Genomic DNA, 23,500 nt, shown 5'->3' with positions numbered 1-23,500 from the left:
ATGAAAAAATATATTTTAACTATTATCGCACTCGCTACGCTTTGGTCTTGCCAGACTGATGAAGCATACGAGCGCCTTAACAGGGATCCTAAGAACCCGACGCAGGTAAGAGCAGATTTCTTGTTTACTTCTGCAACTGTTAGCCTGGGAGATCAAATGGCTTCCCCTAACGTGAACCTGAACATTTTCAGATTTCTTGCTCAGTATTTAACGGCAACTACTTATCTGGATGAACCAAACTACGATTTAAACAACCGTAATATTCCTCAAAATCACTGGACTATCCTTTATAGAAATGTGATTTTTAACCTACAGGATGCAAAATCCATCGTGATGGAAAATGCAGAACTTAGTGAAGGTGCAAAAAGAGCGAGAATTGGCCAGATAGAAGTAATAGAAGTATATGCGTGGCATGTACTTGTAGATTCTTTTGGGGACATTCCTTATAGCGAAGCTTTGGATGCAGATATCTCATTGCCTAAATATGATGACGATGCAGCTATCTATGATGACCTGTTAAACAGACTTTCAGCTGTTGTTGCAGATCTTGAAGCAGGACAAGGATTCACCGGTGCAGATGTGGTTTACGGTGGTGATATGGAGGCCTGGGTTAAGTTTGCCAACTCTTTGCGTCTTCGTTTAGCTATGAGAATATCTGATGTTGATGCTGCAAAATCTGTGTCACATGCAAATGCTGCTATTGCAGGAGGTGTATTTGAATCAAATGCAGACAATGCTTTGATCCAGTACCAGTCTTCTCCACCTAACACGAACCCATTATGGAGTGACCTGGTACAAAGCGGTCGTTCAGATTATGTTGCTGCCAACACTATTGTTGACGTAATGAATGATCTTGAAGATCCAAGAAGAGATGATTATTTCCGTCAAAATCTTGGTGCAGGAGTATACGAAGGTGGAATTTATGGAGCGAGTAACTCTTTTCCACTCTATACCCATGCGGGAGATGCTTTCCACGATCCAACTCATCCTGGAATCCTTTTAGACTATGCTGAAGTGCAATTCCATATGGCAGAGGCTGCTCAAATTGGAGGCTATAACACTCCAATGGATGCAAAAGGCCACTACGAAGAAGCAATTCGTGCCTCTATTCTTTACTGGGGAGGAACCGAAGCTGAAGTTACAGCTTACCTTGCCAAATCTGGTGTAGCGTATAATGGTACAGAGGAGCAACTTGGAACACAGTTTTGGATCGCTATGTATGACAACCCATTCCAGGGATGGTCTGTTTGGAGAAAATTTGATGCTCCAACCCTGAACATTGCTGAAGCATCAGGATTGCCAGTACCTTTGAGATATACCTATCCGGTAAATGAGCAAAACTTAAATGTTGATAATTACAATGCTGCTTCATCTGCCATTGGTGGTGACGACCAACAAACCCAGGTATTCTGGGATGTTGACTAACATTGTATTATTATAATACCTTAAAAGGCTGCCCGAAAAGGCAGCCTTTTTTTATGGGATATAGTATCAATATTCCCTTTTATAAATAATCAACAAATATTACAAACCAGCCTGCGGAACAAAAATCCTAAAAACCTATCTTTGCCGTTATGGAAGATAATTTGACAATTTTTGGGATACGCACCGTTATAGAAGCAATTCAAAGCGGAAAGAATATTGATAAAATCTATATTCAAAAAGGCCTTTCCGGCCCGCTGTTTATGGAACTTATGCAAATAATGGGCAAACGGGGCTTTAACCTTTCCTATGTTCCTGTTGAGAAACTCAATAAACTTTCTAACGGTAACCACCAGGGGGTAGTTGCAAAGATATCTCCTGTTAAATTCAGGGAGTTGGAAGAGGTAGTGCAGGAAATACTGGAAGATGAGACAAAAACTCCCCTATTCCTATTACTGGACCAGATCACAGATGCCCGTAACTTTGGTGCTATCATCCGTACCGCAGAATGTACCGGCGTGCACGCTATTATAGTTCAAAATAAAGGGGGTGCACCAGTAAATGCTGATACTGTAAAAACTTCGGCGGGAGCTGTGTTTAATATTCCACTTATAAAAGTAAGCCATATCAAAGATGCCATTTATTATCTTCAGGCATCAGGAATTAAAATTGTAGCAGCTTCAGAAAAAACTGAAACCTCTCTTTATGCTGTTGATTTTACCCAACCCACTGCCCTGGTTATGGGAAGTGAAGAAAAGGGGGTTAACCCTTCAGTATTAAAACTTGCAGATCAAAAGGTGAAGCTTCCTATGTACGGTACAATTGCCTCGCTGAACGTTTCAGTGGCCTGTGGCGCGTTCTTATACGAAATTGTAAGACAGAGACTCTAGGTAGACGGTAGACGGTAGACGGTAGACGGTAGACGGTAGACGGTAGAAAGTAAAAAAAAATTAAAAGTTCTAAATGAAACTTTGTTACTTATATTTCTATTTAACCGAAGTAAATTATATTAATTAGATTGATTATCACCTTTCCCCGAAGATCGTTTATAGACATACTGATATAATATTTTATCCTCAGATTTATTTTCCTTAGGGTCATCAATTTCCGGCTCAGGGAGCTTTTCAATGAAATTTCCGTTTTCATCAAAATGCTTCATAAATGGATCCTCCTCATGATTATAATCAGGTTTTTCCCATTCATATTTTGGAGGTTGGGCGATATCCTGTTTATAAACAAAAGCAAATACCAATCCTACTATTAGCCCCGATAAATGTCCCTCCCACGAGATCCCGGGTTCCACAGGAACTACAAACCATAACAACCCCCCGTACAGGAACACCACAACAAATGAAATAGCAATAAGCCTGTAATACCTGGAAAAGATTCCTTTAAAGAACAGGAAAGAAGCAAGTAAATAGATGATCCCGCTTGCCCCAATATGATTTGCAGGACGTCCAATGACCCAGGTTAGCAACCCTGTTAAAAGCAACCCAAGCAATAAAACTCTCCAGCTTATTTTCCGGTAGAAATAAAACAACGCCATAGAAAGTACAAAGAGCGGAATGGTATTATTGAACAAATGTTTGATATCTGAATGTATAAAAGGAGAAAAAACTACCCCTCTTAATCCCAGGCCCGTTCTGGGTCTTACTCCAAGATAATTAAAATCAAAACCAAACCGTATTTCAAACCAGAACACCAGCCATATAGATAGCACAAAAAGTATAGGATACCCTATAACTCCCGGAGAAAAGGTAAATGGTTGCGACGGTTTCAAAATATTTATTTCTTTAATAAATTTAAGCAATTAGAAGCTTTGCTGAAGTATATAAAGGCAAAACCCGTGCTATAAAATTTTCCCCGACAAAATGGCAATTGGGAATATCAAAAATAATTCCCTGTCAAAAAATTCTATGCTAATACATACCTTTGTAATATGAATGAACCATTGGCAGAACGGTTAAGACCAAAGAAGATTGAAGACTATTTAAGTCAGCAACATTTAATTGGACCTAAAGGAGCTTTGCACCGGCAAATTAAAACCGGTACTATTCCCTCATTAATTCTGTGGGGACCTCCGGGCGTGGGAAAAACCACACTTGCCAACATTATAGCTACAGAGAGCGGAAGGCCTTTTTACACCTTAAGTGCAGTAAGCAGCGGCGTGAAAGATGTGAGGGATGTAATTGACCGGGCTAAAAAGAACGATGGTCTTTTTACCACCAAAAATCCTATTTTATTCATAGATGAGATTCACCGCTTTAGTAAATCCCAACAGGATTCATTGCTGGGTGCTGTTGAAAAAGGCTGGGTAACCTTAATTGGAGCCACTACTGAAAATCCCAGTTTTGAAGTGATCTCTGCCCTCTTATCCCGTTGCCAGGTTTATATACTTAAACCATTTACAAAAGAAGACCTGATTGCTTTGTTGCACAGAGCTATGAAGGAAGATCCTTATATAAAACAAAAAGAGGTTATTCTTAATGAAACCGAAGCCCTGCTTCGATTAAGCGGGGGGGATGCCAGGAAACTGTTGAACATTTTTGAATTGCTGGTAACTTCAGCTGAATCCCCTGTAAAAATCACCAATGAGATGGTGCTGGAACAGGTTCAGCAAAACACTGTTTTGTATGACAAGACAGGTGAACAGCATTATGACATAGTTTCGGCATTTATAAAGTCTATACGTGGCAGTGACCCCAATGCAGCCGTATATTGGTTGGCAAGAATGATTGAGGGAGGGGAAGATGTGAAGTTTATAGCCCGCCGTCTTCTTATTCTGGCGAGTGAAGATATAGGTAATGCAAATCCTACTGCTTTGGTTATAGCCAACAACACCTTCCAGGCAGTAACCACTATAGGATTTCCTGAATCCAGAATAATTTTAAGCCAGTGTGTGATCTACCTGGCAACATCGCCAAAAAGTAACGCTTCATATATGGCAATAAATCAGGCTCAAAGTCTGGTAAAGAAAACAGGAAACCTGCCGGTACCACTGTCTATAAGAAACGCCCCAACCAAATTAATGAAGGACCTGGGATATGGAGATAACTACCAGTATGCCCATAATTATGAGAACAACTTCGCAGATGCAGAGTTCCTACCCGAGGAAATAAAAAATACCACCTTATATTCCCCGGGAAATAATCAACGGGAGCAGGCCCAGCGGGAGTTTTTAAAAAAACGCTGGAAAAACAAATATGGTTATTAAGGCTGCGCCTTATAAAGTACAGTTTCAAGGGTATTTGATTGGGGATTGAGCACCTCTACTACAAGATTCCCATTTTCATCAAAATACGCCATTCCTTTTGAAGTAATTGAAGAATAAATAAAATTATTCCCTGTAGAAGTTTGAATGAGCGCTGCAAAGGGTTCAGCCATTCCCTTTTGGAAGAAACTATAGCCGTTTGAGGTTTTTTCAAGGAAGAACAAATTATCTCCTTTTGTGAAATTAAAATTGCCTGCCTGAGCGTTATCTACAGTTGGTTTTACTACAGGTTTAGGATTGACCCTTACTTCAGCATGCGGACTAATATCAACTTTTTCTGAAACCTCCTTTTTGGGGGTTTCAGTTTCCGGAATTCGGTTAATTTCGGGTCTTCCCGAAACTATGGTCTCTCTATAATTATAATTAAGGTTTCCAAGAGGACTGAATGCATTGCGCAGCGCCTCATGATACGCGGTTTGAAAATCCTTTTCCGCACTGGTTCCTTCAGGAGAAGTATACACTACCCTATTGTTACAATCTTTGAGAGTTAAAATAAGACGGGTTCGAAATAATCCCGACTCATTGGCCACATTGGCTAATAGTCCCTCACACCTGTTTTGTACAAATTCCAAGGGCATCTCCTCCCCTTCTATAAAGGCTTCAAAACCATGTTTTTCAAACAGGAATTTTGCAAGCGAATTTAACTGGTATTGATCCGCTTCTTTTAGGAATTCAAATTTTTCGGGCACAATTACATATCGGTAAGCATTAAGATCCTGAGCCTTTGATATATATATACCCGCAAACAGAATTATGAAGGTGATAAATTTTTTCATTATTTATTTAGTATAAATTGGAACCCAAGTTGTAACGATTGATAATTGGATTTGGCAAGGTTAAAATAGCCAATTAAATTATCGGCTGCAAGGTAAAAATTAAAACTTTTGAACCGTGTAGAAAGCAGCAATCCAACATTGGTATAGGAATAATCATCCAGTGTATAGGAAACTTTCATTCTGAAGTTAGAATTAAATTTCCTGTCATAATAGGTGGTAAGCGCATATTTAACATCCTTGGGCCTTTTAATACCAAAAAGGTGAACACCCAGTTTGCTGTGATGTTTTCTATTGGTTTCAACCCTGTAATCGCAGGGTATAAATGTTTCTCCAAAGATAAACTCTACGGCCGCATTCATTTTAAATGGCCGCCAGGTTACATAAGATTCCTGCAAGGTTTCATCTACCAGATTTCGGTCTATATCATCTTCAAAGATATCCCAATATGGAATAGCTTTACCATCTGGCCCCAACTCGGGAAAAAGGGGCTCAAGACCATCTGTTTGGTAACTTCCTTTATAAGTGTAGTTCTCCACATCATCTCGTTGCCACATTAGACCCAGATCCTGTACAGAGCCGCTTATTACAATATTATCTCTTACTTTATAAGTACCCCCCATATCTACCCCCACTCCCACATTTCCTCCAAAAAACGCCCTTCCTATGAGGTCTTTAGTCGCCTCCTGCACGGTAGTATTATTATCTTGAAGGGAAGCAAAGCCGGAGGTGTTCACCCTTATATCCACATCATTGGCAAAATGGCGATAATAATTAGGGCCATCAGGAGTGTTAATAGTTAAAAATGTTCCGGTATTATTTACACTTTCCACATTAAAAATTCCGGAGTAAAGTTTTAGCCTGGCGCCCACCGTAATGCGGTCATCCATTTTCCGGTTAAGACCAATGTGATATACCGTTAAAACCTCGCCTGTAAAAGATACGTGAGAAAAATCGAAGGGCACGCCAATGTAATCGTTGTTTCCTTCTCTGGCCAGAATTGCAGGATCCTTCGGAAAGTATGAAAAAGCATCTGCTTCCTGATATATTCCTGTGGAAATATATTTATCCCTTCCCCATTTCCAGCCCAGGGAAAAGATCTCCAGTTGTTGATGAAGGGTAAAATAATCCTTATGAGTAAGCCGCCGCATGGTATTTGTGATGCGCTGATTGATGTTAGGGGAATCTTCAAAGACATCATAAGCGGTAACGCCCGAGGAGCCAATTGCAAAGTGAATCCCGGAAAAAAAAGGAATCCCTTTGTGACCATCAAAATCTATATTTGCACCCGGGTTAAGCAACAGGGTTTGAGGTAACCCGTTGACGTTATAAAGAAGTTGTTTATTTTGGCCCTGGCTATTAGATATTATTAAAAAAACCGCCAGAGTAAAAAATAATCTCATGCGCTAAAATTGAAAAGAGAACAATCCCTTAGATTCAAAATTGAGTTTTCCTGTAAATGGCTCATTATTGGGCAGCACTTCTATTTCAACTACCATTTTAATAGATCTTTTTATAATTTGAATCCTCTCCGGCCCTATCAATTCAATTTTTTCGGTTACCGCGGGATTCCCGGCAGATCCTCCCCCAATATAAAAAGAAACCTGGTGTTGAAGTGCATTATTTTCTGAAAGAAAAGAAATTTTATTGAAAAAACCCTGGGAAAAAGCATTGCGGTATTTAAAACTAAATTCTACCTGCTCAAGGTCATTTTGAATATAACTGTCATCAAGAAATTCCAGGCGTACCGTATCCCTTATTACTTGTTTTAAGCGATTGGTTACAGGATCTACAAAATCTTTCTGGTCAATCTCAAATATTAAAAGATCTGTTTGGATCTCCGGCTGCATCGTAATTTCACCAGCCTGATCAAAATCTATATCTTTCATACACGAAACATTCCCCATGAAGAATAGGAAGGCTAAGGCCAGATAAAGAATAGTTTTAATGCGCATAGCGGGATTGATTCCTTTTAGGGAAACGAAGTTAAGAATTCTTTATTGCTATAAACAATCCAGCAACTCTTTTAACTTTTGAATTCGAGGAGTTTGCGAGTCCGGCTCCTTTCGGTAATAATCAAAAAACAAGGATTGCATGCCGGCTCTCTGCGCTCCCAAAATATCGGCCTCATAACTATCACCAATCATAAGACTATTGGCTGGACTAGCATTGGATTTCTCCATCGCTTTATTGAAAATTAAAGGATGCGGTTTCTTCACCCCGGCTTCTTCTGATGTTGTTACGGTATTAAAAAATTCGGAAATTTGGGAATTAACCAATTTTGTGTTTTGCACTTCCTCAAACCCATTGGTAATAATGTGCAATTTATACTTTGAGGTAAGATATTGAAGTACTTCAATAGTATCTTCAAGCAAATTACTGAAGCCAGGTAAAAATTCTATATAGCGATTGGACAAATTTTCGATTGTTACAGGAGTAACCGGAACATTAAGTACCTCAAAACAATCTTTTAGCCTGCCTGTACGCAGGGACTCTTTTGAGATTTGATCTTCCCGGTAAAGCCTCCAGTAATTTTCATTTATTGGTACATATGCTTTAAGAAAGCAAGCCAGGTCAATTTCAAGTTTTTCCTTTTTAAAGATAACTTCAAAGGTAAGTGCCGAGTTTTTGTCAAAATCCCACAGGGTATGATCAAGATCAAAGTAAATATGTTGAATATTACTGAATTTCATTGATCTGTTTTAATAATGAGTAGAAATAGGCCGGGTTAGAATATTCAGAAAAATCCCTGTTCTTAAAAACTGCACGAAATGTACCATCAACTTTTTTTAATTCAGAAATAAGAACTTGAATGGTCTTTTCAACGTCAACCGCATTTCCAGTGTGGCATAGTTGGGTATGAAACACGTAGGGATGAATTGTAAGGGGAGTGGTAACTTCCATATTAATATCATAAAATAAAAAGGAAGTTCCTGTGCCAGCCCTAAAACCTATGGATTCCGGAAAACCCATAGAGAAATCGTTTGGAATTTCAAGTTCATTTAGATACCCATAATGCAATGGTAGCATAAGGTTGTATTTAGGATTAATGACATTTTGCAAGGGGCCATGGATTATATTTTCAAATCGCTTTTTTTCCCTTTTTAAAACATCCTCTTCCAAAACTGCAAAATAACCAAGTCTGAGCCCAACCTGTGAATAATCTGCAACATATTTTATTATAGAACTATAATTCTGGCGGTTATAATTAATGTTCTTATCGTATGAATTATAATCGCTTAGCTGAAACATAAAAACCATTTTGGTCTTATATTCTTTTATAAAATATATAAGTTCATCAAATATGTTATAAGGATCCTTTTTTAACTTAAGCAGTACCTTAAACCTGTCCCTCACCCGTGAGAATTTTAAGTTAACCAAATCCAGAACTGTACCGGTAAGGCTTCTTAAGAAGCCTTTATTTTTAAAGTTAAATACATGACTTACAGATATTATATTCACGGTTTGATAGTTCCTGGTCCTGAATTCTATATTAGGAAACCTGTCCTTTAAAAGCCTTTTAAATTTATATGCCCAAATATCTACAACGGGTTGCTTTAAAAATCCTTTTTTATAGGCAAGACTTTCAGAAGAAGGAAACCTTCCAAAATCATCTTTTACGTGGGGTAAATATTCTTCGTATCTGGAAAGAAGGAAAAAAGATGCCGCAAAAATATCATATGGCAAGTCACTATTCTCTGAAACCGCAAAAAAGCATTTGGTGTCTTCCCAGTTCTGGACCTTAATGTCCAAATCACTTAATCCCTGTTCCAGGAGCAGATCTACATTCTGCACAAAAAGCTCATTCCCCAAACGTTTTCTTCCGTAGGAAAATTTGACGTCTTCATGCGCAATAAATTCTTCAATCTTGGTTGTGAATTTAAGATCAAGGCCCAAAATATGTGTACACACATGTTTAAAAACATATATTATGCGGGAAGTAACTTTGGGAGTATATATTAAAAGCATCTTATGTGTAATTATAACAACCCTTCATCGGCAAAGCTAAAATAGGATTTTTCAGTCACTATAAGATGGTCAAGCACTTTTATATCCAGACTTTCACTGGCAGACTTTAGTTTTTTGGTGAGTTGCTTATCTGCCTCACTGGGATTTAAATTTCCTGAAGGATGATTGTGGGCAAGGATTATAGAAACCGCACCAAGTTCAAGCGCCTTTCTCAGGGTGATACGTACATCTACCAAAGTTCCTGTTATACCGCCTTTACTTATCTGAAATTTTTCAATGATCTTATTGGAGTTATTCAAATACAGGATCCAGAATTCCTCGTGATCCAGCTCGCCTATTAAAGGTTGAAGTAACTCAAAAACAGAATTGCTTGAAGTGATCTTAACTTTTTCTACAGCTTCCTCAGTTCTACGCCGACGCCCAAGTTCCATAGCCGCAATAATGCTTACCGCTTTTGCTTCACCAATTCCTTTAAAGTTGGTAAGTTGCTGGAGGGATAGCTTTCCCAAATGATTTAAATTGTTCCCGGTACTTGAAAGTATTCTTTTGCTGAGTTCTACTGCGCTTTCTTTGGTGTTACCTGTGCCAATAAGGATTGCGATAAGCTCGGCATCACTAAGTGCCAATTTTCCTTTAGAGATAAGCTTTTCTCTTGGCTGGTCTCCTGAAGCCCAATTTTTAATAGAAAAAGGCTTTTTTTCATTATCCATACAGCTGCTTTACTGTTAAAGATAAAAAACCGGGTTGAAAAAAATAATTCTAAAAACCCAAAACCTTCATAAAATTATTATTAGATCCATGTTTTAATCTGTTCAAAATCAAGACCTCCAAAGGTTCCACTACTCATAAGCAGCACCACGGAATTTTCATACTTAAGCTGCTCCAGGTATTGTTGAAGTTCGGTGGCATCTGTAATTACTTTTAATCCTTCATTTTGGAAAGCATTTCTTATAGACTCTTCTGAGATTGGCGCCATCTTTTTTTGCTCTAGGGCTTCTGCAGAATAAAACACAACGGTCTCATCTGCAAGATCCAGAGTCTTCTTATACTGACTTAAAAATTGAGGTGAAAGACTGCTGAAGGTATGGAGCTCAAGGCAGGCATATAGTTTTCTAAGTGGATATTGCTCCCTTACTGCGCGGGTAGTTGCTGTTACTTTGGAAGGACTATGGGCGAAATCTTTGTATACGAGGGTGTTTCCCTCTTCAACAATTTTTTCAAGCCGTTTGGACGCTCCCCTGAAACTTGCCATAGCTTCATAAAAATCGTCTTCATCTACTCCCATATGCTGGCATATCCATTTTGCGCCGGCTAGGTTGCTCATATTATGTGATCCTAAAATTTCCAGGGTTAAGTCGCCCTCTGGGGTATCCAAAACCGTTATACCATTTTGGATTTTATAATCTGGCGTAGAATATGGGTGTTTTCTAATTTGATTTGTTGTTTCTTCAACCAGTTTAGTGAGTTCTTTATCTTCCTCATTATATACCAGTATTCCCCCACTTACAATTGAATCTATGAAGATCCTGAATTGGTCCACATAATTTTCGAATGTTGGAAATACGTTTATATGATCCCAGGCAATCCCGGTAAGCAATGCGATATTAGGCCGGTATAAATGAAATTTGGGACGACGATCTATGGCAGAAGATAAATATTCATCCCCTTCCAATAAAATAAAATCATTCTCCTCTGTAAGATGCACCATATTCTCAAAACCTTCCAGCTGGGCCCCTACCATATAATCCACTTGTCTATCATTATAATTGAGGACATGCAGGATCATAGACGTAACCGTAGTTTTACCGTGAGAACCTGCAATTACAACCCTGGTCTTGTTTTTTGACTGTTCAAAAAGAAATTCAGGATAAGAATATATTTTTATTCCAAGCTCTTGCGCTTTAAGAATTTCGGGATTATTCTCACGTGCGTGCATCCCCAAAACAACTGCATCAATTGTAGCGTCGATTTTTTCTGGAAACCACCCCATTTCAGCAGGGAGAAGCGATTGTTTTGCAAGGCGCGAGCGGGATGGCTCATAGATAGCATCGTCACTTCCCGTAATGTAATAACCTTTTTCCTGCAAGGCAATGGCGAGATTATGCATAGCACTACCTCCAATCGCTATAAAATGAAGCTTCATTATATCTAAATTTGGGCAAATATAAATAATTAGAATCCCAAATTGCATTGAGTTTTTAAATACTTCAAAGCTGCTGAATCTTCTTTTTTTCCAATCTTGCCTCCTCAAAATTTTCCCGTAAACTGAGGGCCTTATTGATTAATTTTTGAGCTGCGAGTTTATTCCTTAGGTGGGTTTGGATCTGGGCTTTTCTGTAGTAGGCCCATTCCAGGGTATGTATATCTCTGTAATTATAATTTGTAATATAAAAATCCAGAAACTTCAAACCTTTTAATGGTTCTATATTATTTTCAGCAGCGATTTTGCCCATTTCATAATTGAGATAATTATTTTCTGGATTTGAATCGGGGGATTTCATAAGAGAAAAGGCCTTTTTAAATTGCAATTTCGCCTCCTCCTCAGTGCCACTTTCCTTCATAATAAATCCCTGCGAAATGGCGGCTTGAAGTGCACTCACTTTTTTCAACTCCCCGGCATATAGCCGTGCTTTTGTAATACTACCCCCAAAAATACCTGGTAATTGCAGGTATAATTCCACTAGAGCCCGTCTGGATTTTATATGAGTGGGGTCAAGTTCGGCAGCTTTTTCGAGATACTTTTTAATCTCAGGAACATACACCATCGCCTGTATTTTGGAAACATTTAACGCTTTAAGACCCAATGCGCCGCCATATTTGAAATTGTAATCGGCACTTTCAGCATTTGAGGCAAGTAAATATTTATAATGGGAAAGGGCTGCATCATATTTATTTTCAAATATTGCGATATCCCCTAATAAGGAAATAGCTTTCAGGTCATTAGGATGGGACTCCAGATGTGTAGTAAGAACTGCTTTGGCCTGGTAAGTTTCGTTGGCCTGTAAATGGCCGTGGGCAGTGGTAAGTGCAGCTTGAGCCTGAGCAAAATAGCTTCCCAACAACAGTAATATAACGGGGTAGAATTTCATACAAATAGAAAGAAAATTAATTTATAATACTCCCATTTGGGAAACATTTATCTCACAGCCAGAAGGGTTAATTTTGATGAGGATTACGGTCTTCCATTTTAAGCAGATTTCCCTTTATTGGGATAAATGTTTTGTGAATTAACTAAACATTAACTACTTTGGTAGTGTTTGTTAAATTAATGCTTAAATGCACCGCTATTGTTGAAAATTATTGCAATATTTGCGTAGCCTATAATGGCTACCTCACAACAAATTTTATTAATGTCAAATTTAACACCTAGCCTATGCGAAATTTTACTTTAGGAAAGAAAGGACTACCTATGATCCTTTTTGCCCTTATTTTATTAACCACCAGTTTCTCCTCCTTTGCTCAGGAGAACTGCCCCACCGTAGCTGATACGACTCAGGATTTTTGTTACCTGGCTACGGTTTCTGACCTAGAGGCGACTGCCAATGGTGATGCCGTAAGATGGTATCGTACAGCAACGTCTGTAAATCCTATACCTGAAAATGAACTTCTTGAAACCCGGACTTATTTTGCCGGAAATGCTTCCGGGACTTGTACAACAAGGACTGCCGTTAGTGTAACCGTTGATAACGCGGGTGCTCCGGAACCACAATTTGGAAACATCTTTGCTCCTTGTGTTTACGGAAGCACTGGTGCCGATGTTAAAACAGTTCAGGACCTAATCAATAACATTGATGGTTTTCAGGTTGAGATTTATGCAGAACAATTCAGCGGAGATCCACTTCCTTCAAGCACACCTCTTAATATTGGCGAGAGCTATTATGCAGGTCAAAGAAATGAAGACACAGGTTGCCCAACAAGCAGGGTTGCAATTCGTTATGACCCGGTATTTGCTCCTGCCCCTACAGCCGAGCCTACACAAACATTTTGTGAAGGAGCTACGGTTGCAGATCTTGAAGCTCAGGCCACAAGTGAATATACTCAGGGATTTAGATGGTATAGTACTGCTACATCACAACCGCCCCTATCGAGCTCAACAGAGTTAATTGATGGTGAAACTTATTACGTTAGCCAGATTGTTAACCGAGATGACAGAAATGAGCCTCCATGTGAAAGTAGAAACAGGTTTGAAGTAACTGTAGTAGTTCAAGGGCCAGTTGATCTGGGAGAGCCTGCAACAGGGATTGTTTGTGAGTCTGATGTACAGGAAACTTTCCCTGATTTTGAATCAATAGAGAATTTTTACTTAAGCCTGCTTCCGGAAGGAACTCCTACAAACGGAACTTTTAATCCAACTGCTGAGGAAATTGCTCAAATATATCAAAATGATGAAGATGGTCTTGGAGATTTTACAACTACATACACTGTTGGTGTAGATGGCTGTGAATCTAGCGTGGAAATAACAATCACTATTGTAGCAGAGGAAGAAGCAAATGCTGGAACCATAGAAGATATTGTTGTAGAATGTGAAGATGAAGAGATCGTTATTCTCGATGATTCTATTTTAAGTGAAGATGCTACCACCGGTGGAACTTTTACCGGTGAGGGTGTTAATGAAGAAGGAAACTTTGATCCTGCCATAGGACCTGGAACATATACCATCACCTACACTGTAGATGACAATGCAGATTGCGTTATGGAAGGAACTTCAGATTCTACCACCTTTACCATAACAGTTCAGGGAACAGAAGAATTGGGACAACCTATTGTAATGGAAATGTGTATTACAGAGGTACAGGCATTATTTTCTGACCCTTCTCAAGCAGAAGCTTTCTTTCAAAATATCCTTGAAGAAAATGGAATTAGCAATTTTGATGGGACTTTTGAACCTTCAGAGGAGGTTGTAGGTAGCGAAATTTATGCTTACATAAACAGTAATCCAACTGCACCCGCAACATTTAATACAACTTACACTGTAACCACAAATTGTGGAGAAGAGTCGGTAGATATTACTTTAACTATAAATAATACTGAAGAACCAAACGCAGGACCTATAAATCCTGCTCCGGTTTGTTCCAGTGCAACTCTTTTTGACCTTAATACTTTATTAGGTGATAACAATGATGCTGGTGGAACTTTCTCTGATGAGGATGGTGTAGTTGAAAACGGTTTATTTGATGTTTCTCAGGTTGGAGAATTCGAAATTACTTATACTGTTACAGCAAGTGATGAGAATTGTACCGAAGGTGAAGATGACTCGACCACATTTACTTTAACGGTAAGTGAAGGATTCATGGCAGAAAGCCCTGCACCTGCTATTGTATGTGAAAGCGATGTACAGGCTACTTTCCCTAGTGTTGATGAAGTTAGAAAATTCTATATTGCCATCGCTCAACAAGCCGGTTTCCCAACTAACGGAACACTTGATCCAACTGCCTCACAACTGGTACAAGAATACCAGGCCGATGAAGATGGTCTCGGAGATTTTACCACTACCTATACTTTTGGTGATGGAGATTGCCAAACATCTGTAGAACTAACAGTGAGAATTGTTGCTGCTGAAGAAGCCAACGCCGGAACTATAGAAGATTTCACAGTTGATTGCGATAGTGAAGAACTTATAGTTTTAGCAGACCGTTTAAGTGATGATGCCACAACTGGTGGAACTTTTAGCGGTGAAGGTGTAGATGCTGATGGAAATTTTGATCCTTCTATTGGACCTGGATCATATGAAATTACTTATAATGTTGATGACAGCGCAAATTGCGTAATCGAAGGAAGTACAGATTCCACAACTTTTACCATTACTGTAGAAGGTTCATTTGAATTAGGAGAGCCAATCGTAATGGAAATGTGTATCACTGATGTTGAGGCGATGCTTACAAATCCTCAGGCCGCAATGGACCTTTTCAATGATGCTCTTACTGAAAATGGAATTGAAGATCTTGATGGAGAATTTTCACCGGCCTTAAATGTTATAGCCGGTCAAATTGCCGCTTATTTAAACAATCCTACTCCTTCTCAAACTTTTGAAACTACTTATAGCGTTTCAAATGAATGTGGTGAGGATTCAGTATTGATCTCTTTAACCATAAATGATACCGTAGCTCCTAATGCAGGACCTATAAATCCCGCTCCCGTTTGTTCCAGTGCAACTCTTTTTGACCTTAATACTTTATTAGGCGATAACAATGACGCTGGTGGAACTTTCTCTGATGAGGATGGTGTAATTGAAAACGGTTTATTTGATGTTTCTCAGGTTGGAGAATTCGAAATTACTTATACTGTTACAGCAAGTGATGAGAATTGTACCGAAGGTGAAGATGACTCGACCACATTTACTTTAACGGTAAGTGAAGGATTCATGGCGGAAAGCCCTGCACCTGCTATTGTATGTGAAAGCGATGTACAGGCTACTTTCCCTAGTGTTGATGAAGTTAGAAAATTCTATATTGCCATCGCTCAACAAGCCGGTTTCCCAACTAACGGAACACTTGATCCAACTGCCTCACAACTGGTACAAGAATACCAGGCCGATGAAGATGGTCTCGGAGATTTTACCACTACCTATACTTTTGGTGATGGAGATTGCCAAACATCTGTAGAACTAACAGTGAGAATTGTTGCTGCTGAAGAAGCCAACGCCGGAACTATAGAAGATTTCACAGTTGATTGCGATAGTGAAGAACTTATAGTTTTAGCAGACCGTTTAAGTGATGATGCCACAACTGGTGGAACTTTTAGCGGTGAAGGTGTAGATGCTGATGGAAATTTTGATCCTTCTATTGGACCTGGATCATATGAAATTACTTATAATGTTGATGACAGCGCAAATTGCGTAATCGAAGGAAGTACAGATTCCACAACTTTTACCATTACTGTAGAAGGTTCAGTTGAATTAGGAGAGCCAATCGTAATGGAAATGTGTATCACTGATGTTGAGGCGATGCTTACAAATCCTCAGGCCGCAATGGACCTTTTCAATGATGCTCTTACTGAAAATGGAATTGAAGATCTTGATGGAGAATTTTCACCGGCCTTAAATGTTATAGCCGGTCAAATTGCCGCTTATTTAAACAATCCTACTCCTTCTCAAACTTTTGAAACTACTTATAGCGTTTCAAATGAATGTGGTGAGGATTCAGTATTGATCTCTTTAACTATTAATGATGTTACAGAAGCGACTACAGGAGAAATTGAAGATTTCCAGGTTTGTTCTGCAGATGGAACTATCAATTTATATGACCGCCTAACCGATGCTAATACTTCTGGAGGAATTTTCTCTGATGAGGATGGTGAAATAGTAGATGGTCTATTTGATGTTTCTCAAATGGGAGAATTCACAGTAACTTATACTGTGTCTGAAGATCAAGGTGATGCCTGTGTGGAAGGAACAGCGAGTACGCAATTCACAATAACAGTAACTGATGGGATCACTTTAGAGAATCCGGCTCCAGGAATTGTATGTGAATCTGATGTTCAGGCAACTTTCCCAAGTAACGATGAAATAAGAAAATTCTTTGTGGCATTACTTCCTGCGGGAGTACCAACAAATGGAACTTTAAATCCAACTCCTGCGCAAATTGCACAGATGTACCAAAATGATGCTGATGGTTTAGGTGATTTCACTACTACCTATTCTGTTACTGTCGGAAATTGTGTTACAACAGTTCAGTTAACCGCAAGGATAGTTGCTGAGGAAGAAGCTACGACCGGTGAAATTACGAATATTGATGTATGTCTTGCCGAAGGTAATATCAACCTTTTTGACAGGCTTACTGACGATAACACTCGGGGTGGAACTTTTTCTACAGAAGATGGTGAACTTGAGAACGGATTATTGGATGTTTCGGCAGAAGGTGTTTTCACGATTACTTATACAGTAAGCGAAGAGGACCCAACAACTTGTTTAACCGGAACTGCTTCCACTGAATTTACAGTAACAGTTTCAGAAAGCAGTTTTGATGCAGGAGCAGATAATTCCAGAGAAGTTTGTAATTCTGACGTGAGGAACCTTAGCACCAATGGTGTAAGAAACCTTTTCTTAGGATTATTAGATGAAGGTGTTTCAACAAACGGAACATTTGAGCCTAGCATAAATGCCTTGATAAATCAGTATAACATGGTAAGCAACTATGGTGACTTTACTACAATCTATACTTTGGGTGAGGGAGACTGTGCAGATTCTGCCGTTCTTACTATAACTGTTCTTGAGGCTAATGACGCAGGAGCTGATATGAACCTTACTTTCTGTGCTACAGAAGGACCGGTTAACTTATTTGATTACCTAAGTGCATTTGCATCTACCAATGGAACATTTAGTGGATTAACCGATGGAATGTTTGATCCTTCTAATGCAGAATTAGGTGAAACTGAGATTACTTATGAAGTTGAAGATGATGAGTCTGTTTGTTCAACCGGTAACTTTACTGCTACCTTTACCATTAATGTTGTTGCTCCGGCACCGGCAAATGCAGGTGGTGACGTAACTGTTACTTATTGTCTTGACCAAAACGAGAACATTCAGCTTAACACTTTACTAGGTGATGATGCCTTAATGACAGGATCTTTTAGTGCTCCTTATGCAAATGGAGTGTTTAATCCTTCCAATGCAGGTTTAGGTGAATTTGTTATTACCTATACTGTTGATGGAGCTGCTGATTGTGCAATAGGAACTGATAGCGCAACTATTACAATTACTGTACTTGAAACAACCGCGACCGCACCGGTAGCTGATGCTGCACAGGCTTTCTGTGAAGTTGATGACGCTACGGTAGCTGACCTGGTTGCAACTGGTGAAGGTCTGATTTGGTATCTTGATGCAGATCTTGAAACTGAAGCTGATCCTACAACAATCCTACTGGACGGAGCTGTTTATTATGTGGTTTCTTCAACCGGGGATTCTGTATGTGAAACTTCAGATGCTGTAATGGTAACTGTTACCATTAACGATTCTGTTTCTCCAACCATTCAGCCGGAAGGAAACGAGTTTTGTAGAAACGACAATCCAACTGTTCAGGATCTTATAGATAACCTTAATGGTGATGGCATTAGAATTTATTCTTCTGCTACAGGTGGAACTGCACTTGCGACCTCCACAGCTCTTCAAAACGGCGTTAATTATTATGCGACTGCAACCAACACTACAGGTTGTGAAAGCTCAGAGAGACGTCTTATTGCAGTTGAAGTTGGTTTCTGCGGAATTCCTGAAGGGTTCTCTCCAAACGGAGATAATATCAACGACCGTTTCGTAATCCCGGATATTGCTGAAGATTATCCTAACTATACTATCGAGATCTTTAACAGATGGGGTAATGTAGTGTTCAAAGGAAATGCAAGAACTCCAGATTGGGATGGTGTTTCGAACCAGTCTACAACTTTAGGTGACAAAGTTTTACCTGCAGGTGTTTACTTCTACATCTTGAATTACAACGATGGACAAACGTCCCCTGTTCAGGGTAAACTTTACTTAAGTAGATAATTAAAGGATAAACATAGAAAGAAATGAAAAACACAATAATAAAATATCTAATCTTTACAGGCATTATCCTTTTCTCTATTAAAGGTATGTCCCAACAAGACCCTCTTTACACTCAGTATATGTATAATATGAGTGTAATCAACCCCGCTTATGCGACCGATAATCCCGGTATGCTTAACCTGGGTGGTATTTACAGATCTCAATGGGTAGGAATTGACGGTGCTCCAAAAACCGCCAGTTTCTTCGCCCACACACCCCTAAGCGAACGTGTTGAAGTTGGTTTATCTATTGTTCACGATGAAATTGGTGATATTATTAAAGAAAATAATATCACGGCCGATTTCGCCTACGTGCTTCCATTGGATGAGAATAACAACAAGTTATCTTTTGGTGTAAAAGGTGGACTAACAACTTTTGACGGGGATTTAACCAGGCTGGAAACAAACCAGCCTAATGACCCGGCATTCCAAAACATAAGCGAAGTTTTCCCTGTGTTTGGAGTTGGTGCATTCTGGTTTGGTGATAATCATTATTTAGGTCTTTCCGCTCCTAACCTTTTTACTGCGAAACATTTAGAAAATGAGCAGGGTTTAAGAGGACTTGGTGAAGAAAATATCCATTACTTCCTTACCGGTGGTTATGTATTTGATCTAAATCCTGATTTTAAACTGAAACCGGCCTTTATGGCAAGAGGTGTTCAGGGAGCTCCTCTATCTGTTGACATTACTGCCAATGTATTAATGTTTAACAGGCTTGAAGCTGGTGTGGGTTATAGATTTGGAGACTCGGTAACCGGATTGGTGAATTTCGCCGTGACTCCGGGATTAAGAGTGGGTTATGCCTATGATTATACTACTTCCAATCTTAGTAACTATAATGATGGTACACACGAATTCCTTTTGTTATTTGATCTGGACTTGTTCGGATTATCTAAAGGATATGACAAATCACCAAGATTCTTCTAAAACCAGAGACAATATGAAAAATTTATATAGTACAATTTTAATAATCCTTATAAGTTTTTCAGGGTTTGCACAAAGCTCTGAAATTAAAAAAGGTGACCGGTTTTTTGCTCAGAGAGCATATATCGATGCTGCCGATGCTTATGAGAAAGTATCAAACAAGGACAAGAAAGTGCTTCAGAATTTAGGTGACGCATATTTCTATACCAATCAAATGGAAAATGCTGCCGAGGTTTACCAGGTACTTTTTCTTAGACATGCTGCAGAAGTTGAACCTCAGTACAAATTCAGGTATGCACATGCTTTAATGGGAGCCAACAATCCTACAGAAGCAGATAAGTACTTCAGTGAATATCACGGAGAGGACTTTAATTTCGAAGAGTTCCGCAAGGAAATGGACACAACTGTATCTCATGTTTATACCACTAATCAGGTAATGAACAATGCAGCGGCCGCTGATTTTGGAATTGGTTATTATGGAGATAAGGTTACTTTTTCCTCAACAAGGAATATGGAAAGACCTATTTATCCATGGAACAAAAAGCCAATGCTGGATCTTTACACTGCAGACGTGGATGATGACGGACAGTTATCAAACATCGTTCTTTTTCCCGGAGCGATCAATACAGACACTCACGAGAGTTCAGCTACTTTTAGCCAGGACGGAATGACAATGTATTTTGATCGTACCAATGATAAAAGAGTGAAAAATGAGGATGACGAGAGGGTAGCACACATTAGAATTTACCGTGCTCAAAACGTAGATGGTAACTGGACAAATATTGAGGCACTGCCTTTTACAAGTGATGAGTATTCAACTGAACACCCAAGCCTGAGTGCAGATGGGAAACAGTTATACTTTGCGAGTGATATGCCGGGTTCATTAGGATCTTTTGACTTGTATGTAGTAGACATTAATGAAGATGGTACATATGGTACTCCAAGAAACCTTGGTCCTGGGGTGAATACTGCTCACAGAGAACAATTCCCTTTTATTAGTGAAGAGAACGTTTTATACTTTTCTTCAGATGGACACCAGGGATTTGGAAATCTTGATATCTACAGCACCGAAGGGAATTTTTCAGAAGTAAAAAACCTTGGAACTTCAATTAACAGTGCCAATGATGATTTCGCTTTTGTAATTCGTGAAGGTCAAAATGAAGGATGGTTTGCTTCCAACAGAAGAGGTACAGATAATTTATACAGCTTCTCAAGAGAAGATTACACTCCTCCAGTTGTTGCAATTGAGGAAAGAGAAACCAATACCGAAACCGGAAGACAGCAATTGAGAGATGTTGGAAATATTTATTTCGACTTTGATAAATCTACCATTAAAGAAGAGTCTAAAGTTACTCTTAATAAAGTGGTAGACATTATGAAGAAATACCCAACTCTTGAGATTGAAATAGGATCTCACGCAGATGCCAGAGGAACGGACAGCTACAACATGGCTCTTTCAGAAAGGCGTGCAGCAGCGACTCTTGAATACCTTGTAAGCCAGGGAATAGAAAGAGATCGTTTAACCTCTAAAGGATTTGGTGAATCAATGCCATTAAATGATTGTACACGACCTACAGGCTGTACCAGCGCGCAATACGCCAAGAACAGACGTAGTGAGTTCACAATAATGAATTAAGGTTTGCAACTAACTAACCAACCAAAGAAAAAGCCCCGGGAAACCGGGGCTTTTTTGATTTTAATAGACACGTAAAAAGGAATAAGAGATTAGGAATGAAAATGGCCAGTATTAATAAAGAATTACCGGGACTACCTGGAAAATATAAAACATTGTTTTTCCTCTAATGATAAATTTAGTCGAGTATTTAGCCCTGGAGGTGTATGCGTTTCATAACAACCTTATATAACCTTTGATAATAAAGCGGGGGACTGCATTAAACTTTTAATCAAAAGCTTTAACCGGCCCTGAATGACCACCTAAAAGCAGGGTAATTTTTTACCTGAGCCCGGAAGATACTGAGATGTTATACGTTGAAATATTTACTTTTTAGGAGGATATCCTTTAAGCGCCTTTTCTATCATTACCCGCAGGCTTTCCTCTCTTTTTTGAGGAGTAGAAGAATTATTAAAAAGACCTTCAACTTCTGCCTGCCAGATAAGGGCATCATTTTTTACATCAATAAAATCCAGTGTTAATCTCAGGTAAGTATCGGCACCTCCTAAAGGAATTCCGCCGGAAACTCCTACTCCAACATTTCGCCCACTACCTCCTACTCCCACCCCTAAGGTGTTGCGGTTGGGAGTTTCATAGATAGATGAATAAAAGTTCACATAGATCTGCGGAGTCTCTGAAGTCCTTAGCCCTTTTTGAGCCAATTTCTCATTAAGAATGGAAATGATCCTTTGATCGTCCAGTTGGTTAAGATTGGTCGCCAGATCCGGATAGATCTGATATGTATTTAAAGTGGTAAAATTTACCTTTTCGTCATAATCATAAACCGCCTGGGGGGTATTACATGAGACCGCTAAGAATAATCCAATGATATATTTTGGAAATTTCATAAGATGATTTTTATTAAAGTTACACAAAAATCATCCCAGGGCTTTGCTGATTAACAAGATTTAAACAGCTTACCTATTGAGCATTTCCCAAAGTTTATCCTTAAGTTGTGTTAATCCCTGCTGGGCAACCGCTGAAATAAACATATAAGGGGCTTTTAGTTTGTTATCCAATTCCTCCTTAAGCTCAGCTTTTAACTCCTCATCAAGCATATCGCTTTTAGAAATGGCTACCAAACGGTCTTTGTCCAGCATTTCCGGATTATAACGTCTTAATTCATCCAACAGGATCTCGTACTGTTTAGTGATATCCGGTGCATCTGCAGGAATCAAAAACAACAATGTAGAGTTCCGTTCAATATGTCTTAAAAAGCGATGACCTATCCCTTTTCCTTCTGCTGCACCCTCGATTATTCCCGGAATATCTGCAACTACAAAAGTTTGGTAATCGCGGTATTCCACAATACCTAAATTTGGCTTCAGGGTAGTAAATTCATAATCGGCAATCTTGGGCTTCGCAGCCGTTATTACTGAAAGCAAGGTAGATTTACCGGCATTTGGAAAACCAACCAAACCTACATCTGCAAGTATCTTTAGTTCCAGGGTAATATCTATCTCCTCCCCTTCCATCCCGGGTTGCGCATATCTGGGGGTTTGATTAGTGGCAGTTTTAAAATGGGCATTACCCTGCCCCCCTTTTCCACCTTTGGCAACTATTATTTCCTGTCCATCCTCTGTGATCTCATGAAGGATCTCCTGGGTCTCAGTATCTCTTATCACGGTTCCCAATGGCACTTCAATATATTGATCGGCCCCATCAGCTCCCGTACTGGTTTGCTTACTTCCGTGCTCTCCATGCTCAGCGCGCACGTGCCGTTTAAATTTTAAATGAAACAGGGTCCAGAGATTTTTATTTCCTTTTAAAATAACATGACCTCCACGTCCTCCATCTCCCCCATCGGGTCCGCCTTTGGCCACATATTTTTCGCGACGCAAATGTGCCGATCCCTGCCCTCCTTTTCCGGAAGCCACATGTATTTTTACATAATCAACAAAATTCCCTTCAGTCATTTTCCCTTATTTACCTGCATTAAAAGCAGTTTCTGTT

General features: G+C 39.3%; 17 protein-coding genes. 6 read left to right on the top strand and 11 right to left on the bottom strand.

Features of this window, described 5'->3' with window-relative positions; genetic code table 11:
• Together FK178_RS14510 and rlmB are read left to right on the top strand one after the other, a co-directional pair.
• Complete coding sequence (locus FK178_RS14510) at positions 1–1,425, top strand: SusD/RagB family nutrient-binding outer membrane lipoprotein (RefSeq protein ID WP_146836850.1); 1,425 nt, start codon at positions 1–3, stop codon at positions 1,423–1,425.
• Between the two features lie 149 nt (positions 1,426–1,574).
• Positions 1,575–2,312 carry a 23S rRNA (guanosine(2251)-2'-O)-methyltransferase RlmB gene (gene rlmB / locus FK178_RS14505; RefSeq protein WP_146836847.1) on the top strand — a complete coding sequence of 246 codons (738 nt, stop codon included), beginning with the start codon at positions 1,575–1,577 and terminating at the stop codon, positions 2,310–2,312.
• A 119-nt stretch (positions 2,313–2,431) separates the two neighbouring features.
• Here rlmB and FK178_RS14500 read toward each other — a convergent pair whose 3' ends face one another.
• Positions 2,432–3,202 carry a rhomboid family intramembrane serine protease gene (locus FK178_RS14500; RefSeq protein ID WP_146836844.1) on the bottom strand — a complete coding sequence of 257 codons (771 nt, stop codon included), beginning with the start codon at positions 3,200–3,202 and terminating at the stop codon, positions 2,432–2,434.
• Positions 3,203–3,361: 159 nt separating this feature from the next.
• Between FK178_RS14500 and FK178_RS14495 the strand changes: the two genes are divergently transcribed.
• Complete coding sequence (locus FK178_RS14495; RefSeq protein WP_146836841.1) at positions 3,362–4,636, top strand: replication-associated recombination protein A; 1,275 nt, start codon at positions 3,362–3,364, stop codon at positions 4,634–4,636.
• Here FK178_RS14495 and FK178_RS14490 read toward each other — a convergent pair.
• The 8 genes from FK178_RS14490 to FK178_RS14455 all read right to left on the bottom strand — a co-directional run bounded on the left by FK178_RS14490 (position 4,633) and on the right by FK178_RS14455 (position 12,524).
• Positions 4,633–5,469 carry a hypothetical protein gene (locus tag FK178_RS14490; protein ID WP_146836838.1) on the bottom strand — a complete coding sequence of 279 codons (837 nt, stop codon included), beginning with the start codon at positions 5,467–5,469 and terminating at the stop codon, positions 4,633–4,635. The two genes, FK178_RS14495 and FK178_RS14490, sit on opposite strands and share 4 nt — an antisense overlap.
• Positions 5,469–6,869, bottom strand: coding sequence for a DUF5723 family protein (locus FK178_RS14485; RefSeq protein WP_240793850.1), 1,401 nt, complete (start codon positions 6,867–6,869; stop codon positions 5,469–5,471). The genes FK178_RS14490 and FK178_RS14485 overlap by 1 nt, the downstream gene beginning before the upstream one ends.
• Before the next feature lie 3 nt (positions 6,870–6,872).
• Positions 6,873–7,355 (bottom strand): hypothetical protein, encoded by a 483-nt coding sequence (locus tag FK178_RS14480; RefSeq protein WP_146836835.1) that lies wholly within the window; start codon positions 7,353–7,355, stop codon positions 6,873–6,875.
• 114 nt (positions 7,356–7,469) lie between these two features.
• Positions 7,470–8,159, bottom strand: coding sequence for a YjjG family noncanonical pyrimidine nucleotidase (locus FK178_RS14475; RefSeq protein ID WP_146836832.1), 690 nt, complete (start codon positions 8,157–8,159; stop codon positions 7,470–7,472).
• The gene (locus FK178_RS14470) at positions 8,146–9,435 is read right to left on the bottom strand and encodes a DUF7033 domain-containing protein (RefSeq protein WP_146836829.1); all 1,290 of its coding nucleotides are present in this window, start codon (positions 9,433–9,435) and stop codon (positions 8,146–8,148) included. The genes FK178_RS14475 and FK178_RS14470 overlap by 14 nt, the downstream gene beginning before the upstream one ends.
• Positions 9,436–9,446: 11 nt before the next feature.
• A complete protein-coding gene (gene radC / locus FK178_RS14465; protein ID WP_146836826.1) occupies positions 9,447–10,145 on the bottom strand; it encodes a RadC family protein in 699 nt (232 codons plus the stop codon).
• Positions 10,146–10,225: 80 nt separating this feature from the next.
• Positions 10,226–11,578, bottom strand: a complete 1,353-nt coding sequence (locus FK178_RS14460) for a UDP-N-acetylmuramate--L-alanine ligase (RefSeq protein WP_146836823.1) — start codon at positions 11,576–11,578, stop codon at positions 10,226–10,228.
• A gap of 64 nt (positions 11,579–11,642) precedes the next feature.
• A complete protein-coding gene (locus tag FK178_RS14455) occupies positions 11,643–12,524 on the bottom strand; it encodes a tetratricopeptide repeat protein (protein ID WP_146836820.1) in 882 nt (293 codons plus the stop codon).
• A 284-nt stretch (positions 12,525–12,808) separates the two neighbouring features.
• Here FK178_RS14455 and FK178_RS14450 point away from each other — a divergent pair, with 284 nt between their 5' ends.
• Genes FK178_RS14450 through FK178_RS14440 form a run of 3 tightly spaced genes read left to right on the top strand, consistent with a single transcriptional unit; the run spans position 12,809 to position 21,511 of the window.
• On the top strand, positions 12,809–18,913 hold the full coding sequence (locus FK178_RS14450) for a T9SS type B sorting domain-containing protein (RefSeq protein ID WP_146836817.1): 6,105 nt from the start codon (positions 12,809–12,811) through the stop codon (positions 18,911–18,913).
• A 23-nt stretch (positions 18,914–18,936) separates the two neighbouring features.
• Positions 18,937–19,878 (top strand): PorP/SprF family type IX secretion system membrane protein, encoded by a 942-nt coding sequence (locus FK178_RS14445; protein ID WP_146836814.1) that lies wholly within the window; start codon positions 18,937–18,939, stop codon positions 19,876–19,878.
• A gap of 13 nt (positions 19,879–19,891) precedes the next feature.
• A complete protein-coding gene (locus tag FK178_RS14440) occupies positions 19,892–21,511 on the top strand; it encodes an OmpA family protein (RefSeq protein WP_146836811.1) in 1,620 nt (539 codons plus the stop codon).
• Between the two features lie 362 nt (positions 21,512–21,873).
• Here the strand turns inward: FK178_RS14440 and FK178_RS14435 are convergent, their stop codons facing one another.
• Positions 21,874–22,395, bottom strand: coding sequence for a DUF4136 domain-containing protein (locus FK178_RS14435; protein WP_146836808.1), 522 nt, complete (start codon positions 22,393–22,395; stop codon positions 21,874–21,876).
• A 69-nt stretch (positions 22,396–22,464) separates the two neighbouring features.
• A complete protein-coding gene (gene obgE, locus FK178_RS14430; RefSeq protein WP_146836805.1) occupies positions 22,465–23,463 on the bottom strand; it encodes a GTPase ObgE in 999 nt (332 codons plus the stop codon).
• Positions 23,464–23,500: the final 37 nt, after the last annotated feature.

Origin of the sequence: Antarcticibacterium arcticum, assembly GCF_007993795.1 — a bacterium.
Taxonomy (GTDB): Bacteria; Bacteroidota; Bacteroidia; order Flavobacteriales; family Flavobacteriaceae; genus Gillisia; species Gillisia arctica.
Note: the sequence above shows the minus strand (reverse complement) of the source record. Positions and strands in the feature narration are given on the sequence as shown.

Excerpts from the sequence above, each read along its gene's own strand:
- FK178_RS14450 (WP_146836817.1), top strand. The coding sequence starts at position 12,809 with ATGCGAAATTTTACTTTAGGAAAGAAAGGACTACCTATGATCCTTTTT.
- FK178_RS14475 (WP_146836832.1), bottom strand. The coding sequence starts at position 8,159 with ATGAAATTCAGTAATATTCAACATATTTACTTTGATCTTGATCATACC.
- FK178_RS14435 (WP_146836808.1), bottom strand. The coding sequence starts at position 22,395 with ATGAAATTTCCAAAATATATCATTGGATTATTCTTAGCGGTCTCATGT.
- FK178_RS14480 (WP_146836835.1), bottom strand. The coding sequence starts at position 7,355 with ATGAAAGATATAGATTTTGATCAGGCTGGTGAAATTACGATGCAGCCG.
- FK178_RS14510 (WP_146836850.1), top strand. The coding sequence starts at position 1 with ATGAAAAAATATATTTTAACTATTATCGCACTCGCTACGCTTTGGTCT.
- FK178_RS14440 (WP_146836811.1), top strand. The coding sequence starts at position 19,892 with ATGAAAAATTTATATAGTACAATTTTAATAATCCTTATAAGTTTTTCA.
- radC (WP_146836826.1), bottom strand. The coding sequence starts at position 10,145 with ATGGATAATGAAAAAAAGCCTTTTTCTATTAAAAATTGGGCTTCAGGA.
- FK178_RS14460 (WP_146836823.1), bottom strand. The coding sequence starts at position 11,578 with ATGAAGCTTCATTTTATAGCGATTGGAGGTAGTGCTATGCATAATCTC.
- FK178_RS14445 (WP_146836814.1), top strand. The coding sequence starts at position 18,937 with ATGAAAAACACAATAATAAAATATCTAATCTTTACAGGCATTATCCTT.
- FK178_RS14490 (WP_146836838.1), bottom strand. The coding sequence starts at position 5,469 with ATGAAAAAATTTATCACCTTCATAATTCTGTTTGCGGGTATATATATA.
- obgE (WP_146836805.1), bottom strand. The coding sequence starts at position 23,463 with ATGACTGAAGGGAATTTTGTTGATTATGTAAAAATACATGTGGCTTCC.
- FK178_RS14470 (WP_146836829.1), bottom strand. The coding sequence starts at position 9,435 with ATGCTTTTAATATATACTCCCAAAGTTACTTCCCGCATAATATATGTT.
- rlmB (WP_146836847.1), top strand. The coding sequence starts at position 1,575 with ATGGAAGATAATTTGACAATTTTTGGGATACGCACCGTTATAGAAGCA.
- FK178_RS14495 (WP_146836841.1), top strand. The coding sequence starts at position 3,362 with ATGAATGAACCATTGGCAGAACGGTTAAGACCAAAGAAGATTGAAGAC.
- FK178_RS14455 (WP_146836820.1), bottom strand. The coding sequence starts at position 12,524 with ATGAAATTCTACCCCGTTATATTACTGTTGTTGGGAAGCTATTTTGCT.
- FK178_RS14485 (WP_240793850.1), bottom strand. The coding sequence starts at position 6,869 with ATGAGATTATTTTTTACTCTGGCGGTTTTTTTAATAATATCTAATAGC.